The 17,673-nt window shown below is 35.1% G+C and carries 15 protein-coding genes; 8 read left to right on the forward strand and 7 right to left on the reverse strand.

What is annotated here, in order from left to right; genetic code table 11:
* Positions 1 to 374: 374 nt before the first annotated feature.
* From BU804_RS02215 to BU804_RS02250, 7 genes are all read left to right on the forward strand, one after another.
* Complete coding sequence (locus BU804_RS02215) at positions 375 to 878, forward strand: CesT family type III secretion system chaperone (protein WP_039359057.1); 504 nt, start codon at positions 375 to 377, stop codon at positions 876 to 878.
* Positions 879 to 1,193: 315 nt separating this feature from the next.
* Entirely contained in the window at positions 1,194 to 1,670 is a 477-nt protein-coding gene (locus BU804_RS02220) for a single-stranded DNA-binding protein (protein WP_075882805.1), read from the forward strand.
* Positions 1,671 to 1,926: 256 nt separating this feature from the next.
* Positions 1,927 to 3,426: a leucyl aminopeptidase gene (locus BU804_RS02230; protein ID WP_075882807.1), complete on the forward strand. Its 1,500-nt coding sequence runs from the start codon at positions 1,927 to 1,929 to the stop codon at positions 3,424 to 3,426.
* A gap of 5 nt (positions 3,427 to 3,431) precedes the next feature.
* Complete coding sequence (asd, locus tag BU804_RS02235) at positions 3,432 to 4,499, forward strand: aspartate-semialdehyde dehydrogenase (protein ID WP_075882808.1); 1,068 nt, start codon at positions 3,432 to 3,434, stop codon at positions 4,497 to 4,499.
* Between the two features lie 302 nt (positions 4,500 to 4,801).
* Positions 4,802 to 5,035, forward strand: coding sequence for a hypothetical protein (locus BU804_RS02240; protein WP_143298914.1), 234 nt, complete (start codon positions 4,802 to 4,804; stop codon positions 5,033 to 5,035).
* A 106-nt stretch (positions 5,036 to 5,141) separates the two neighbouring features.
* Positions 5,142 to 6,173, forward strand: coding sequence for a DNA polymerase III subunit delta (gene holA, locus BU804_RS02245; protein ID WP_075882810.1), 1,032 nt, complete (start codon positions 5,142 to 5,144; stop codon positions 6,171 to 6,173).
* Between the two features lie 8 nt (positions 6,174 to 6,181).
* Positions 6,182 to 6,898, forward strand: coding sequence for an SAM-dependent methyltransferase (locus BU804_RS02250; protein WP_075882811.1), 717 nt, complete (start codon positions 6,182 to 6,184; stop codon positions 6,896 to 6,898).
* Between the two features lie 297 nt (positions 6,899 to 7,195).
* On the opposite strand, the gene BU804_RS02255 is transcribed toward BU804_RS02250, so the two are convergent.
* The 5 genes from BU804_RS02255 to BU804_RS02275 form a co-directional block, all read right to left on the reverse strand.
* On the reverse strand, positions 7,196 to 7,582 hold the full coding sequence (locus BU804_RS02255; RefSeq protein WP_075882812.1) for a hypothetical protein: 387 nt from the start codon (positions 7,580 to 7,582) through the stop codon (positions 7,196 to 7,198).
* A gap of 17 nt (positions 7,583 to 7,599) precedes the next feature.
* Positions 7,600 to 9,690 carry a hypothetical protein gene (locus BU804_RS02260; RefSeq protein WP_075882813.1) on the reverse strand — a complete coding sequence of 697 codons (2,091 nt, stop codon included), beginning with the start codon at positions 9,688 to 9,690 and terminating at the stop codon, positions 7,600 to 7,602.
* A gap of 210 nt (positions 9,691 to 9,900) precedes the next feature.
* Positions 9,901 to 11,058 carry a radical SAM family heme chaperone HemW gene (gene hemW, locus BU804_RS02265; RefSeq protein WP_075882814.1) on the reverse strand — a complete coding sequence of 386 codons (1,158 nt, stop codon included), beginning with the start codon at positions 11,056 to 11,058 and terminating at the stop codon, positions 9,901 to 9,903.
* Positions 11,042 to 11,500: a hypothetical protein gene (locus BU804_RS02270; RefSeq protein ID WP_039359086.1), complete on the reverse strand. Its 459-nt coding sequence runs from the start codon at positions 11,498 to 11,500 to the stop codon at positions 11,042 to 11,044. Before BU804_RS02270 ends, hemW begins: the two co-directional genes overlap by 17 nt.
* A gap of 231 nt (positions 11,501 to 11,731) precedes the next feature.
* Entirely contained in the window at positions 11,732 to 13,537 is a 1,806-nt protein-coding gene (locus tag BU804_RS02275; RefSeq protein WP_158024998.1) for a cytochrome c biogenesis protein, read from the reverse strand.
* Between the two features lie 359 nt (positions 13,538 to 13,896).
* On the opposite strand from BU804_RS02275, the gene BU804_RS02280 reads away from it, so the two are divergent.
* Positions 13,897 to 14,628, forward strand: a complete 732-nt coding sequence (locus BU804_RS02280) for a dienelactone hydrolase family protein (protein WP_075882816.1) — start codon at positions 13,897 to 13,899, stop codon at positions 14,626 to 14,628.
* On the opposite strand, the gene BU804_RS02285 is transcribed toward BU804_RS02280, so the two are convergent.
* Positions 14,625 to 17,000: a hypothetical protein gene (locus BU804_RS02285; RefSeq protein ID WP_075882817.1), complete on the reverse strand. Its 2,376-nt coding sequence runs from the start codon at positions 16,998 to 17,000 to the stop codon at positions 14,625 to 14,627. The genes BU804_RS02280 and BU804_RS02285 overlap by 4 nt on opposite strands.
* The gene (locus BU804_RS02290) at positions 16,997 to 17,659 is read right to left on the reverse strand and encodes a hypothetical protein (protein WP_075882818.1); all 663 of its coding nucleotides are present in this window, start codon (positions 17,657 to 17,659) and stop codon (positions 16,997 to 16,999) included. Before BU804_RS02290 ends, BU804_RS02285 begins: the two co-directional genes overlap by 4 nt.
* Positions 17,660 to 17,673 lie beyond the last annotated feature (14 nt).

The raw sequence follows: 17,673 nt of genomic DNA on the forward strand, positions 1-17,673 counted from the left end.
ATAATTACAGAAAGAATGATTAATATTGATTTGCTTGGTGTGCACAATTGAGTAAAATAAAAGTAAAAATAACAAAATTTGGATTATTTTTTATTTACTTTTAAAGAACAGTCAAGCATCTTAAGATTATTCATTCAGACTCTTTATCCGGATTTCCGTTATAAAGCGCCAACCTAGAAGAAGAATAGGTAAAGCTTTGCTTTTGTCATTAATATTCATCAAAAATCTAGCAATAGATGACGTGATGATTATTTAATCTGATGAACATTGTTGTAAATGGTTGTGAATTTAATATAATAAAGAGTCAAATAGTAAGTTAAAATTAGATAACCCGTAGAAAAAATCGGTGTGTTATCTAACCTGAGGAGGTTATTATGTCGTTTGAAAATGCAAAAGAAAATCTTAAAGAATTCGGGAAAGAACTTGGCTTAGAGGGGTTAGAATTTGATGAAAATAATACGTGTATTTTGGGAATCGATGATGAGTTTTCGCTACACTTAACTTATGAGCCAAATTCTAAACGTCTATATCTTTACTCCCCTCTTCTAGATGGTCTCCCAAGAGATGAAAAAACGAAATTAAGGCTATATGAGCGTTTATTAGAAGGTTCTATGCTAGGTGGTCAAATGGCTGGTGGCGGAGTTGGAGTAGCAGTAAAAGAAGAACTCATTCTTATGCACTGCACATTGGATATGGAACATGCAGTTTCTTCTGCATTAAGAGCTTTTGCTCCCCTTTATGTTGAAACAGTCGAAAAATGGCGCAAAATTTGTAGCGAAGTTTCTGAAGGTCGTGATGAGGGTGCAAATGCTTCCAAAGCCCTCCCTCCACAAATTACAGGTGGCGGAAAACAAGGTCAAGGATTTATCAAGATTTAATCCTAAAAGGGGTACTTACTCCAAATGACATGAAACCTCGAGGAGTTGCTATTAACTATTTAGTTAAAAGCAGCTCTTTTTTTTAAGAAGGGTTTATTTTAAATTTATTCCTAAGAATTTTTCTTTCCAACACCCTTTGATACTTGACCGCAGTGCGTTAGTAAACTTAGATTATTCTCTATTTTCTTATTTTATCCCTATTTTCTCATTTAAAGTTTTGAGTTTTTAAATACTCAAAATTAAGATTTGTGATATCTTTATTATCTCAAGGACGAAGTCTATTATTTGAACATATAAATAATGAGGGAATGAGATATGTTTATTGTAAATATTGCCGGTCGTTTAGGTAAAGATCCTGAAGCACGTTTTACGCCTAGTGGACAAAAAGTGACTGCTTTTACCATTGCAACCAATCATAGAAAGGGAAAAGAGGACATTACTATCTGGGTACGTGTTACTGTTTGGGGAGATCGTTTAGATAAAATCATTTCTTATTTGAAAAAAGGAAGTGCTGTTATTGTTGTTGGTAAAATGAATCCTCCTTCTAGCTATACAGATAAAGAGGGCCGTACACAAATTAGCTTAGAAGTAACAGCTGATATGATTGAGTTTAGTCCTTTTGGAAATCCTGATCGTGCTGAACAAGGTAATGTTGCTACGCAAGGCTCTGAGCAAATGCCTTATGATCAAAATACTTATAACCGCCCACAACCTAATTATGGATCTTACTCAGCTACAGGGCAAGGACATAGTCAACACACGACTATTGATGATGATGCTTTACCTTTTTAAAAGGTTTTTGCAAACATTGCGAATGATGACAAAAAAATTTGTATCATTCGCATATAATCTATAAATAAAATTCATCTTACTGATTTTCTCATTAATAAAAATAAATTTTAAAGTTGAGCTAGTTTGTTTTTTAAGATCATTTTGCGGGCAGATTGTTAAGAAATGATACAAGAAAATTTACCTTATGAACGGTTCGAGTTTGCAAATTTACTTTTGGTATGCGATATAGATTTTTCTTTAACCTTTGGAGTATTTCATGGAATTTGCCTCAACTTTACACATTGAAAAAAGAAAAAAAGCTGATGTTTTAGTACTTCCTTTTTGGAAAGGCACATCTCAGCCGGAAGCAGCGATTGCTTTGCATCCTTTAAAACTTTCATTAGATTCTGTGTTTAACACAGGAGATTTTAAGGGAAAGGAAGGGGAGACCTTATTTTTATATGTAGAAGGATTAGTAGAAATGCGAGTGGCTTTGCTCGGTCTTGGGGAAAAAAATAAAATATCAACCGAAGCTTTAAGAAAAAGCTATGGATGTCTAGCAAAAGCTTGTTTGGGAAAGAAGTTAAAAACGCTTAATATTTTAATGCCTGAGTTTAATAAAACAGAAGAAGATGCATTTATTAAAGCGATAACAGAAGGTCTTTTATTACCTAACTATGTTTACGATCGACTGAAAAGTAAGCAAGAAGAGGATGATGAAGTGACTTTATTACAGAAAATTAACTTTATCAGTTCCAATAAACACGTTTTAGCTCTTGCTGAAGAAGTTGCTGCAATTTGTGATGGCGTTTATTATACAAGAGATTTAATCAATGGGAATGCAGATGAAATTACTCCTCAATACTTGGCTAAATGTGCCCAGGGTTTATCTCAAGAGTATTCCCAAATTAAGACCACCGTGTTTGATAAGAAACGATTGGAAAAAGAGCAAATGGGCCTTCTCCTTGCTGTTAATCGGGGATCAAATTTAGATCCAGCTTTGATTATTATGGAGTATAAAGGAAATCCTAAATCAAAAGATCATACCGTAATTATTGGAAAAGGAGTTACTTATGATACTGGTGGGCTTAATATTAAGCCAACCGGAGGAATAGAAACCATGAAATGCGATATGTCGGGCGGTGCTGCTTGTTTTGGAACTATGCTAGCTGCCTGTCATTTAGATTTAAAGGTGAATTTAACAGCCATTATTCCAGCAACAGAAAATAGCGTGGATGCTGCGAGTTTTAAACCTGGTGATGTTTATCGAAGCTATTTAGGTAAAACTGTTGAAATGACCAATTCAGATGCGGAAGGACGTTTAATACTAGCTGACGCCTTAGCTTATGCGAGCCAAAATTTGAAGCCTTCTCGTTTAATTGATATCGCTACATTAACAGGTGCTATTGAAATTTCGCTAGGCTCAGAAGCTTCGGGATTAATGAGTACAGATGACCAGTTAGCGAAAAATTTGATTCAGGCAGGAGAAAATACACATGAGCGTCTCTGGCGTATGCCTCTTTATGAAGGATATCAAGAAAAACTTAAATCAGATATTGCCGATCTTAAAAGTTGGAATGGCCGTTCAGGAAGTTCCTGCGTAGCAGCAATGTTTCTCAAAAATTTTGTTGGAAAAGATATTCCTTGGGCACACTTGGATATTGCAGGAACAGCTTATGTGACAGAACCTAAAAAATACATGCCGAAATATGCATCTGGAGTTGGTGTGAGATTACTTGTGGAATTTTTAAAGCAGCTTTCAATGGTAAAAAATTAATTTTTATGATGAGCGGAGATTTCTTCTTTCGTAACAAAATTCCTGTTGCGATTTTAGGGGCCACAGGTTGTGTAGGGCAAAAGTTCGTGCAACTTTTAAGCAGGCATCCATGGTTTGAAATTTTTGCTCTATGTGCTTCTGAAAAATCAGCTGGAAAAACTTATCAAGAAGCTGTTCATTGGACTTTGCCTACTCCAATTCCAGACGAAGTCAAACAAATGCAGGTGCTTACTTGCGAAACTCCTTTAGATTGTCAGCTAGTTTTTTCTGCTCTAGACTCATCGATTGCCGGATTTATTGAAACGCGCTTTGCTGAAGCTGGCCATCTTGTCATTTCTAATTCTCGCAATCATCGAATGGAAGCGAATGTGCCTCTAGTGATTGGAGAAGTCAACGCAGAACATCTAGAACTAGCCAAATCCCAATCTTTTCAACGAGGCATGATCATTACCAACCCTAATTGCTCCGTTATTGGAATGGTTATGGCTTTAAAACCTTTAATGCCTTTGGGGATAGACGCTGTTCATGTTGTCACCATGCAAGCAATTTCTGGGGCTGGCTATCCTGGTGTGGCAAGTTTGGATATTAATGATAATATTATTCCTTTTATTAAGGGGGAGGAAGGCAAGCTTGAAAGCGAACCTTTAAAAATTTTAGGGGATTTACAGGGCACTACTCTTCAGCCTGCTTCGATTAAAATTAGTGCTCAATGTAATCGTGTACCTATCATAGATGGGCATGTTGCATGCTTATCTATCAAATTAAATGGCTCGGCATCTCCTGAAACTATCATTCAAGCGTGGCGTGAATTTTCTGGTGAGCCACAAAAATTTCAGTTGCCTTCAGCTCCCTTACATCCCATTTATTATTTTGATGATCCTTTTTATCCTCAACCCAAATTTCATCGACTTTTAGATAAAGAAATGGCTGTTTCTATTGGTCGTTTACGTCCTTGTTCTCTAATGGATTATAAATTTACCCTGCTTTCTCACAATATGACTCGAGGAGCAGCAGGATCGGCTCTACTCAATGCCGAGCTTCTTGTTAAAAAAGGCTGGGTTTACTGGTCTTAACTCATAATCTTTTTATTTTTAAATACATATAAATTACTTTTTTTACGTTGCTTTTGTTGGCACACGTTTTGCATTGCTATATCCAGATCCTTGAGTTTCTTTTAAAACCTAAGTTTTAGATATCGCACAAGGAGGTGCTAGATGGCTAAAAGAAAACTAGGTTGAAAAGATTACTTAAAAGGTAAGTGGAAAACAGGAGTCAGAAAAATTTAAGAAAGAGAAATTAGAAAGCTAGTTAATTTTTTTATCTGACTCACCTTCAACAATTGTCCATCAGTAAGATGAGCTCATTCAGGAGGTGTATGATGGTTGTCAAAAATTTTGTTCAGGTATCAACAGAAAATAAACAGATCATAAAACTTACTTCCAAAAATGAAATAGACATAGAAGCGCCTATTGAAGAACAAGTGAATGAAGTTTTGGAAATAAAAGAACAAGTCGCTTCAAAAAATCTTTCTAGATCCCATCGCATTCAAACAGCTGAAGGATGGAAAAGAGAGCAACTTCGCCGACGATTAGAAAAGCGAAAGGTCTGAGGTTGAAAGTTTTTCTCCAATGAGCTATCCTTATTCTTCTTAATTTGTTAACAGATCAGCTATTGTAAATTTATAGATAGCGTAGAGTAAGGATCTCTCATTTATTGTGAAATACGATAATAGCCGTGCTTTTGAAAAACATTTAGAAGGAGCGGCTCCCCACCATTTTAGTCGATTATACTTTATTTTAAGCAAAGATCCTATTGAGCAGCAGGAAGCCATTGAACATACTCTTCATGCCTTACACCCCTCTCCAAATGTCTTAGAAGAGTCAATTGAGATAATAGATGGAACGCAAGCTACGTTAGATATGTTGCTTTCAGAGCTCTACTCGCATAATTTATTCGCAGATAAACGCCTTTTTTGGATTCAAAACGCAGATAAGTTAAAGAAAAATCTTATTGAGGCTTTAGAAAAATATTTTCCCCAAATCCCTTCCTCACAATATTTAATTTTGAGTGCTCCTAGCTGGAATAAGCAAACTAGTTTTTATAAGGCTGCGGAAAAAGAAGGGATTATTTTAGAATTAACGGAACCAAAACCCTGGGAAAAAGAGAAGAAATTAATCGAATGGGCGTCTAAACAATTATCAGCTAAACGAAAAATTATTCCTTATCAGGTCTGCCAGCTTTTGGTTAAACAAACAGGCTTAGATTCCTCTCTTCTCATACAAGAAATAGAAAAATTGCTTTGCTATATTGGAGATCGAAATGAAATTACTCAGCAAGATATCATTAAAATCTGCAATTATCAACCTTCCGATACTATTTGGCAGTTAGGAGAAGCTCTTTTTAAACGGGATGGTTTGGCAGCGATTTTGATTGCACAATCGCTTTTGACAGAGGGACAATCACTTTTACCTTTACTTCGACAAATTCGCTCTCAGTTTCAAACGCAATTTCATATTTGCGTTATGTTAGCTAATGGGAAAGCTGCCCAGGAAATCTCTCACGAATTTCCTTATTTAAAAGGAAATCTTTTAGACCGAACCATTCAGCAAGCTCAAAGATATGGATTGGATTCACTGAGACAAGGAATTTTATCTATTGATAATACCGAAATGCGTGTAAAAAATTCGCATGCTGATGAAAAATTATTGATGGAACTATTAATGATTCAATTAACCCGCACAATTTAGTGATATTTATGAGCGATAAACCTGCTTTACTTCTATTACCTAACCTTTTAGGTGATCATCGTCATGCTGAAGTTTTTTTACCAGCTAGTGTTTCGAAAGCTGTTCAATCCATTGATGGCTTAATTGCTGAAAGCGAAACAGAGGGAAGACGTTATTTAAAACGATTTGCAACCAAAAAACCAGCAGTCGAAATTCCGATTGCTTTGTTTAATGAACATACTCCCGATGAACATATAGACTTTTTCTTAGAACCAATTCTAAAAGGGGAGCGATGGGGATTAGTTTCTGATGCAGGACTTCCTTGTATTGCAGATCCTGGTTCAAAATTGGTGCATCGTGCCCGCCAACAAGGAATACACATTCAAACATTTGTAGGGCCTTCTTCTTTATTAATGGCGCTTATGCTATCTGGTTTACCAGGTCAAAAGTTTTTCTTTCATGGTTATTTAGACAAAGAACCTACGAAGAGGCAAATTCAGTTAAAAAACCTTGTTCACAGAGCACAACAAGATCAGGCGACTCAGATTTTTATGGAAGCCCCTTATCGAAATGCCCATACACTAGAATCGACTTTAAAATCCTTGCCTGATCAGGCTTGGTTATGTATTGCCTGGGATTTAACTATGCCTACACAAGGAGTCATTTGCCAAACGATTGAAAGTTGGAAAAAAAGCACTCTTCCTAATCTAGAAAAAAAACCAGCAATTTTTCTTGTGCATGTTTAATCTATTTTTGATTTTTTAATAAACTGACTAATCGACTATAGGTAGGTTTGAGAGAAAAAGAAAAGTTGCGATTTTAAAACTTTTTAGTGTCAATCATAGCATGCCTTATTTATTCAATATGGCCGTGCTTTTTGTTACCCATGATTTTTCAAAACCTTTGATTTTTTCTCTTTTTCCTTTATGGAAAATAATTATGAAAACCCATATTGATCTATGTACAAATGCTACTATTTAATAACCCTTGTTTCGTTTTTTTTAAGTATTCATTCAAAAAAACTTGTCAACAAAGTAAAGCTATTATTCTTCATGCATTTTTTTAGAAAATTTTTCTAAATAATAATTTTGAATTTCACTATCCTGTGAAAAATTGAGGGAGCCTCCAACTTTGTCAGCAACTTTTTCTTTGAATAATTTTGTTGTGAGGTAAGTAAAAGTAATCTCTTCTTCATTTTCTCCAATCAATTTAAATTGTCGAGGAGGAACTTTTTCAGAATTTTCGTCTATAAAATTGGCTGTTTCATAATAAAAATAAGCTCCGCGATCTGTATCAAGCCATTCGCAACGTTGCTCAGAATAGTTTCTAGTTTTATAGGAAAAAAACTTAGGTTGAATGGCAACAAGATTATAGGCTTTTCCAAGATCGGAAGACTCTACATAATAGACAGCATCAAATATTTTATTCATAAAGCATCATTCCTTATTTATTTCCACATTTCACTGGTAAAATATTTTCCCACAACAAATAATTCCTCAATACTTTTACTCTTATAACCTTTTATATAATGTTTTCCTTTTTCTTCTATAATAAGATTTTTATCTTTTAAGTCATCTATAAGTATTTGTTTTTTACTTTCGCTTGAAAAAAGTATTTTACAAAGTTTATCAGGAGGAAGCCGATCTCGAATCATCACCTCATTTTTTATACTGTTTTCATCTAATGATTTTGTAAATTCAATGAGGTTATTTCGTTTACCATAGTGTTCTATAGACTTACTTCCATAGCGATCTTGATTATAGGCATAAGATCCAGTATTAATAACTGAAAGATCATAAAGTAACTGATATTCTCCGTAATGTGGATAGCGTTGGACAAGACTGCTAGGCCTTTTTTCATAACTTTCAGACGATTCTATCCATTGTTCTTGCAGTGTATTTACCATTTTTTGATTAATTAACCGACTAAAAACAAAACCTGCTCCTCCATGTCTATGATCTTGCCCAGCACTTGTTCCATCAAAGTTATGGCCTTTCTCAAATCTTTCCTGAGAGCATAAAGAGCCTTGGGTCAGCACAGATACTAAAACTTCTGGATCCCCTGTAAAACCAGCCATTAAGCCAATTGCTCCTTCGTGGCGCATTAAATCTGCTAAATTAGATACGCTCCATACAGAAGCATTTGGAGCAATTTCTACTTTTTTCATTTTTCCTTCACCTGATAAATAATCTTTAAAAACTTCCTTCATATCTGGTTGTCGGTCAATTATCATTTGTTTAAGGCTTTCGATAGAAATTTCGTATGTGTCTTGCAAATTCTCTAATGGATAGGCTTCTTGAGGATAAAATGTACGAAAGAGCAACATAATTTTTTTTCTTTCTTCTTCTTCTAAACTTTCAACTCCAAAAATAGGTCCTAATCCCATCATGGTAGAGATTTCGCTCATTTGTTCTAATCCTGAAGAGGTGTTTTTATTAACTTCAATTACAATACGATCACGCATAGAGTGAAATTCATTATCTGCAGCAACGCGAATCACTCCAATATCTTTGAATTCAATTTCTATTGCTTTTCCTAGCCTCATCCCTTGACTGATGTCACTGCTGTAGACATCGCTTATTTTTTTAAAATATCCATTATCAACATCACGTATCGTTAACTGGCTTTTCAAATGTTCTGGCAAGTTTTTAATAAATTCTTCTTTATTTTCGCGAATAGCTTTTATCGTGCTGAGTAGTTTTTCCTTAGCAAAATGACTGATATGGAAATTAGCCACTAATTTTTCTTTTCCATCCAAATTACGTTTTCTAATGGATAACATTCCACGCTTTAATATACCTGAATCTAAATGATCAAATTTAGCCCCATCATCCGGATTAATATTAGCGTTTTTTACATAGTCATCAACTTTAGATTCTAATTCGTAAAGAGGGTGGGTATGGGGGATTGTTATTTCGTTTGCAATTTTTGCGCGAATTTCAAAAGCTTGGCTATAATTTTTATTTTTTTCGTATAATTCAGCAGCTTTTTCCCAGCATTGATGCGCTCTAGTGAGAAGCTCTAGCTGGGTAGGATTTTTTTGATATAATTCAACTAAAGATTGGCCCATTTCTAAAAAAGATTCAGGAAGGACGTTCTCTTTTTGCCATAGTTTATCAAAAAGAACATAGCTATTGCTGAATTCGTTTTTTGGTTCAGTTGTATGCAATAAAGAAGGCATATGGTTTTGAAGAATTTGTAGAGATAATTGATAGCTTTCTTGTGCATTTTGAATGAGTAACCTGCTAGAATCTAATGCTGTGAAAATATCTTGAGAATTCGCAGTATTCCAAACTTTTTTAGATAATTCGTCATCTTTAGAGATTATTTTAATTTTTTCGATATCTTCTTTAAGTTTTGCCATGCTATGGTCTAAATTTGTTAATGCATCATGCATGATAACAAATTCTTTACTGTTTTTTGATGTTTTAAGTTGTTCGTAAATCTTGTCGAGTTGAATTTTATTTTGAATCACATGCTCGCGGTTAGTCTGATAGCTACGAGGAACATCTGAAAAGCTAGAATCATTTTTTATCATGGTTGTTTGCCTCTTTTATTTCTTATTCAGAAATGCAAGTTGCATGCCATTGTAAAATTTGCTGATACTAGAATAAGCAGGGATTTTTTCTTTTACATTTTTAACTTAAAAATCGATTGAATTGAAGTTAGTGAAAATGATTTAGACGCTCTTTATTGAGTTCTAAATTGGTAAATTGCCCTTAAGTAAAACAGCAAATTTTCATAAATCTTAAATTAATTCAGAAGCCACGGTGTCATAAAAAAGGACACCTTTTTTTGTTAAGCTTAAAATTTGATTCGATTGGGTGAGAAAACCATCCAAAATGAATTGTTCTATTGTTTCTAACGTTTCTTGTGATAGTTTCCCGTGTCTTTGCTCGAAATCTGCGATAGAAATTCCTTGGCATAGCCGAATTTGAATGACAAACAATTCCTTTAAATGGGCAATGGGATCTAATTGCTCATTAAAATCAATCGGGGATTGATTAAGAGTTAATGATTGATGATATTTTTTTAAGTTAGCGACATTGCGAAAGCGTTTTCCTTCCCAATAACTAAATGCAGAGGGACCAAATCCTATGAAGGGGCGCGCTAACCAGTAGCCTGTATTGTGTTTAGAATAGAATCCTGGCTTTGCAAAAGCGGAGATTTCATATTGTTCTAATCCAAAACTAGTTAAGTGCTCGATGGCAGCATTATACATGGCTAAACTGGTCTCTTCATCGGGTAATAGGGGGCGTACAAAATTTTGTTTTTTAAAAAAGACGGTAAAAGGTTCAATTGTGAGATTGTACAAAGAGAGATGAGTTAGGGGGAGGGTGCCAATCTCTTGTAAAGTCGTTTCCCAATTTTTGAGGGACTGACGTGGTAAATCGTACATGAGGTCAATAGAAAGATTGGTGATGCCTGCTTCATATGTTTCTAAAACGGATCGTTTTGCTAAGGAAGGACTATGCAAGCGGCCTAATAGATGAAGAAGTTCTTGATCTAGAGTTTGAATGCCAATGCTGACTCGATTAATTCCCGCCTGAGCGTAAGCTCGCATAAGGGAGAAACAACCATTTTCAGGGTTTACCTCCAAAGTAATTTCAGTTGTTGAGTAGTCAAAGGGGAGATCTTGATGTATCGTTTCTAGTACAGCCTGAATGCGATCTGGGCTGAATAAGGAAGGAGTTCCCCCACCAAAATAAATAGAGATAATACATTTATTTATTAAGAGAGGAAGCATACGCTTCCACTCTAATTTTAAAGCAATCAGTAATTGATTTTTTAAAGGCTCTTGATCAGGAAGGACATAAAAGTGGCAGTAATTACACTTTTTTGTACAAAAAGGGATATGAAAATAAAGACTGATTTCCGATGAAGTGGGGTTACCAATCGTTAGCATCTGGGTCTACGATTCCTCCACGCCGCCATCGATTGCGATCACTGAAATAGGATTCGTCATCTTCATCATCCTCTTCCTCATTTTCGCCATCTTCATCATCTTCTCTTGCACCAATTGTATTTTCAACTTCAATGGCATCTGTTTCCATATCGAAGCCAGTTTCATTTCCACCCATCGTTTCCCCAATGTCAATATCTGGGATTGTAGGCATATCATTGTAACCGGCTCGACCAGGGATTCGCTTGGGAGTGATATATTCTTCCGCTTCTCCACTTTCTTTAAGAAACTGCAGCCTTTCTTTTTCTTCTTCGATTTTTGTCCTAACAGCTAAAATTTCTTCTTTGTGTTTATCTACATCTTTTTTGGGAACTAGTCCAAGTTTTAACCATTGTTCGAGATCATTAAGCTCTGTCTCGAGTTTTTTTAATCTTTCACTTTTGATATGTTTCATGATACTTCCATTAATTAAAATCTGTCCACGTTTCTACATTATTTAAAGAGATAGCCATTAATCTCAAAAAACCAATTTATGCAGATAACGAAATGACGTGGAACGGAAATAGTAGGGTTTTTGGCAACTTTTTTCAATCTTTTTAAATAAATAATGAAGGAATTAAAAGAAAGGCTTCTCTTTTTAAAATAAAATTCCAGGGGAAACTAGAGAGGAAAAAAATCAAGGCTTATCCTCCTTTTTATTTGAATAAATTGATCTAACTTTGAGAATGGATAGTGAAATTAAGAAAAGAATTTCACTTAGCAAGAAACTGTAGTAATATTTCTCTCCTCCAGAACCAAATCCATAGCTATGAAGTCCTGTTCCTAAAATGTAATTGACTCCATACCAAGTAAAGCTAATCGCTAAAAATCCAATGACAGCCCCAAACGCTAGACCAAACTCTCTAATCTGATGAAAACGATAGGCATGAATACAGATGAGATATAAACAAATCGAAATAAATGCCCAAGATTCTTTGGGATCCCAGTCCCAAAAACGGCCCCAACTCTCAGCTGCCCAAACACCTCCTAAAATTGTACCTGTAATTAAAAACGCTGTTCCCACATATAAAGTTTGTAAAATTAACTGTGCTAAAGTGCGCATGGTTGAAGTTTTGGATGAATGCATCAAAGCTAAACAGAGATAAAAATGGCCTAATACAGAACCTAAAATAAAGATACCGTAACTTCCTACAACAATTAAAACATGAATAAGAAGCCAAAACTGTGAGTCTAAAACAGCTTGTACTTGGTCCAAACTTTGATTGAGATCGGTAACTTCAAGGATAACTAATAAAACAAATGAGGAAAGTGAAGCGCTAAATAAAACAAACGTATTTCGTCGTAAAAAAGCTAAAGTAAGGCTAAAGAGAGTCGCCACCCAAGGGATGTAAATGACTGTTTCAAACATATTTGTCACGGGAGGGCGATTTAGAATATAGCAACGACATAGTAGTAAGCCCGTATGAAGCATAAAAGTAACAATTAAAAGCATAAGAATGCTTTGTTTTACTTTTGGATTTAAAATATTTTTAAAGCACATCAAAAAAATAGCTGAAAAACCGTACAAAACAATGAGCAGTTTGATCCAGGGGAATTGGTAATACGCATATTCAGCATAAAGTTGATTCAATGTCGGATAACAGAGCGCCTTACCCATAGCTTCCTGATAAGGGTGTCCTGCAATTGTTGCATACGCTTTTTTTAAAGAAAAGCCAAGATAATGATATGTTTTTTTTTGATCATCGAGATTTTCATGGCTGACGGCTTTTTCCCATGCAAAATAGGCATCGCGAATTCTCTCAAAGTTTTCGTTAGAATAAAGAGTAAAATTACCAATAGGTTTTAAGCAGTTGGTTCGTTTGTCAAAAATTTTAATTTTAAAAGCTTTTAAAGAGATCCAGTCTCCCTCTCCATATTTTCCTGGAAGGGCTTTAAATAGCGTTCCTGCTTGTTTTAAACGTTCAACCAATGGAAATTCTTGTTCTAAAGTAGCTTCAATTTGTTGAGAGGATAACTTTTGTACTTGCAAAGACTTTAATCGTTCTTGAAATAGCTGTTCTTGTGGGTTTTCTTGCTCAATCAAACTAAATTGTTTGAGCTTTTGAGCTAGTTGAGAAAACTCTGCCCCTTCTTTATTTGTCAGATTTAAAGAGAGAGTAGGAGTAAGAGAGTTCAGTTCTTGATAATTAAATCGATTACTTAAGATATCTAAATTCGCTAGTTGTTTAATTTCTGCTGAAGAAACCCAAAAAAGAGGGGTGCAAATAAACGATTGATGTCCTAAGCGGTCTAACCGCCAAAGAAAAGGTAATGCGGAAGAACAAGGAGTGCGAAAAGTTTTTAGATCTTCATTTTTAATCGATTGCGAATGATAAAAATCGTATAACCACAGCCTGGCGTAAACATCAGCAGGCCGAAAACGCCCTTTATAAAGGACTGGAAAATCTTCTATTTCCCCTTTAAGATCTCCATATAGGCTCATTCCACTCATTAGAATTAGCCACAATAAGCCTATTTTTAGCGAGTTAGGAAAATTTTGAAAAAAAATTATAAATTTATTTTTAATAATCGAAATATACAAACTTATCCTTATCATATTGCTAATTTTTGATCCAAGACTTGATAAAGCTCGTGGAGAAAAATAAAAATTTATTTCTGTTTAAATTTTTGGATTCTAGTTAGAAAAAGAGCTTCGAAAATAATTTTAAAATATATTTAAACAAGTATTGCTGAAATAGCAATAAAAAGTGAATATTTAAAGAGCTTAAGAAAGCTAATTCTCTTTAGGTACATTAAAAAAATAACAAGTATTAATTTTTATTTAATGAGAAAGGGTTTGCCATGAAAGATCGTGAAATCGTCTATGAGGTAGATAATCAAATATTCAAAGGATATTTTGTTAATTTTTCTGAAACAAAACAAAAAAAACCGGCTATTTTAATTGCACATACATGGATGGGAAGAAATGCGTTTGTGTGCGAAAAAGCTCAAGAATTAGCTAAATTAGGATATATCGGTTTTGCAGCGGATTTATATGGTGAGGGAAGAGTAGCGCAAAATGGGGAAGAAGCTGGCGCATTGATGAAGCCTCTTTTCATGGATCGGCAACTTCTGCAAAAGCGTATTTTTGGTGCTATGCAGGCTTTAGTCCAACAACCGGAAGTTGATGCAGGAAAGATTGGCGCAATTGGTTTTTGTTTTGGAGGGTTGACAGTGATAGAACTATTACGTAGTGGGGCTGATGTGAAGGGTGTTGTCAGTTTTCATGGTATATTAGGAAGTCAAAAAGAGGGGAATAATGTGAAAACCGTTTCGATTGCAAAATCTATAAAAGGTTCCTTATTAGTGTTGCATGGATACCACGATCCCTATGTACCTGTAGATAATGTGCTCCATTTGCAAAAGGAAATGACCGATGCCAATGTAGACTGGCAATTTAATACTTATGGAAATGCTGGGCATTCTTTTACAAATCCTGAAGAGAACGATAAAAAAGGTGGAAAGTTTTATGAGCCTAAAACGTGTGATCGAGCTTGGCTTGCCATGAAAATTTTTTTTGAGGAAATCTTTTAATCCCTTTTCCGGTAAGGTTTCAGCCAAAATAAAAGAATTGTCCCTATGGTCACGATTAATCCACCTGGATAAGTTAAAAGATATTTAGCTGGATCTTGATTGACAATGACTTGTACATGATTAGCCGTTTGTGAAGAAGCTGTTGTCATTCCCGCTAGGTAAAAGCGAAATCCGTCCCAGGTTTCATAAACTTTATTCATGCTCAAGGTTAAGGCTATTTCTTCTTGATTATTATTAGTGATTAAAACATCCCCCTCATAACTATAAGTTTGTTGCGTATGAGGATAATTAATTTGCCTTGCTTGTCGAAGCCTTAAGCGATAAGGAAGCGAAATTTGTTGAGGTTGAAAACGAATAAGGTACTGTCCATTTAAAATGGGCCATTTCAATCCAGTTGCTGACTCATCGTAGGCGAGGGAAACAATTTGTTTTTTATCATTTTCTATAGCCTCTAAGAAAAGAGCTGGGCGATTATTCTCTTTTTTTTGCAGGGGTTCTTTTGTTTGATGATAGTAAGTCAAAGGTGTCTCTAATAAAATTTTTTCTTTCGCTGTAGGATGCATCGCGTGTAAACGTTCATAATTCTCTTCACCAACTTCTCCTCTTTGAATTAAAGTATGATAATCAATGTCATAGGCTTTAAAATAAGCTGAGAGTAGTTGGGCTTGATAGAGCACATTTTTTTCTTCAATGAGGGGAAGGGGTAAATAAGAGGAAGCAGAAAAAATTTGTTGGATAAGATGAGTTAATAAAATTTCATTTTTGCTTTCTTCTGTCGCTAAAGTTTTCAAACCAGGCCATGATTTTTCATGCAGAATAACAAGCAAATCTTGATCAGCTTGTAAAGTTTTTTGAAGATCTTCAAAAAAAAGGCACGTCCATTGACATCCATGATAATCCTCTTTTGGAATTAATTCCCAATTTAAATGAGAAAGTGATTCCTGTAAAGTGGGAGACGCTAGCGATAAAGAGGAAAAAAGAGGGGTGTGGTTGTCATTCCAGACATGCAAAAATTCCACAAAGGCATCAACAAAGTTATACCCAGACCGCTGGCAAGCTTGTTGAAATAATTTTAAAGGAGGAATAAGCGTGGTTGTTGAAGAAAAAACTTGTTGAAGTTGATTCTGTAAAAAATATTCATCAGCTTTTTCTTTGTCTAGGCGACTTGCCGGGAAAGAAGGAAATGGAATTTCTGCTTGAACAACATATCCTCCATGCCCTTGTGCATAAGCAATCAAGTTATAAAATTGATTTTGTTTAAACGATTCTTCATGAACTCTCCCGTATTTATCAAATGCAAATAAATAAGTATTTTTTTGCCAATCTTCTACGATGAGAAGGGCAGGGGTTGGGCGAATCAAGTCAACATTGAAAGGAGCGGAAAGAGTCCATGAGTTTTTATATTGCATATAAAGTGAGTGATTGCCTTGAAGCGCAATTTGAATAGATTGTTCTATATCGGAAGGTGTTTTCCAAGATAAATTAAGCGTTGGAGGCGCCAATCCTTGAATGGAAGAAAAGTTCAAATTCAAATCAAAGTGAATCTTTCTTTGTTCAAATAAAATTCCTTTTTCTAAAGCAAGTTGCAAAGGAATCTCTAATTCAATGTCTGGTTGGGTTTTGGAAGTAAGTCGAACTGTTAAATTTTCCAAATAAAAATTCTGTAAACTTTCTTTTAAATGATCTGTTCGTAAAGCTAAGGCTAGCCAAGCAGAACTAGAGGTTGATAAAGGAAGGAGAATCCCTTTGGGAAAAGGAATGTCTGTCTGCCAGCTTTGAATAGGAAAAGGAGGAATACCTGAAAAATAAGCTTTTTCTCCTTTAATCCAGGTTTCCCATTGTTCATTGACATGAGGAGCATGTCCTAAAATTTTTAATTTTAAAGTGGGAAATTGCTCGAATTGATGGAGATGAGGTCCTCCTTCTAAAGCCACTTTGCGAATCTCTTGACGAGATATTTCAAAAGGAGGATTTAATTGTTCTACTTTCAGTGCAAAAGTATGGGGAATCAAAAGCGTTTGACTTCCACTTCCTTCTGTTAAACTTAGATTTCCTTGTATTCCCATTTGTTGTTTAATTATTGTTCCTCCAATGACCATCAATAATCCAAGATGCGTAATGAGAAAAGGAATATGCTTTTTTTGAAAAGGCCATCGGCGAAGAGCAGAAATAAGGATATTGACAAACATCAAACCAAGTAAACTTAAAAAGAAAGGGCTATGATAAGTCCATTCAGCGGCGAAGAGGTGAGAATTAGTATAAGATTCTAAAAATGTACCGGCAATCACAATTAAGGCGAGAGCACTAATCAAAAAAATCGCCAGATAGACGCCGCCTAAAAAATGAAAACAACGTCTAGTCCAATTGTTCATGGGGAAGGAAGTTCTTCAATAAGTTCAAAACTATTAGCAAACTGAAGAAAAACTTTACGTTGTTTATTAATCAAAGAAGCCGGGCCAACAATTTTTATGGTATAATCTGCTCTCATCAAACGGTATTTTAATTGATCTTTTCGATTATTTAATTGCCTGTCATATTCAGGAGATAAATGCATACTCCAAGCCAACATTTTTTGCAATTGTCCTTGATAAGTTCCTTCTGCTTCTAAGCAAAGTCCAATAAATCCTCCATGTGATTGAGTTGTCACTTTGACAGACAAAAGATCTAAATCTTCAAATTGCTTTTTCCAGCGTTCAATTTGGGCCAGGGGTGAAATTCTTAATTTTTGTTCATTAATAGGAAATGTATGAATTGTGATACGTGCTTGATCAGTGCCTTCTTTAGCATAAAACTCACAAATAGGCAAAGTCGTATCGATTAAGGAGTCTTTTAAAGAAGGGTCTTGACGTATCCAAGATTGAGGAATAAGCGCTCTATAAAGAAGAATTCTTTTTTTGTCTTTCATCTCTTCACGGGCACAAAACGTTTGCCAAAAGTAAGAAGGAGGCAAATGCGAAGTTGATCGAGAACAACTACAAAAGAAAATTAAAAAAAATAAAATCCAAGTGTGTGGTTGAAAAAAGTTAGCCATTGTTTTTAATCGTT

Origin of the sequence: Candidatus Protochlamydia sp. W-9 (genome assembly GCF_001950615.1) — a bacterium.
GTDB lineage: Bacteria > Chlamydiota > Chlamydiia > Chlamydiales > Parachlamydiaceae > Protochlamydia > Protochlamydia amoebophila.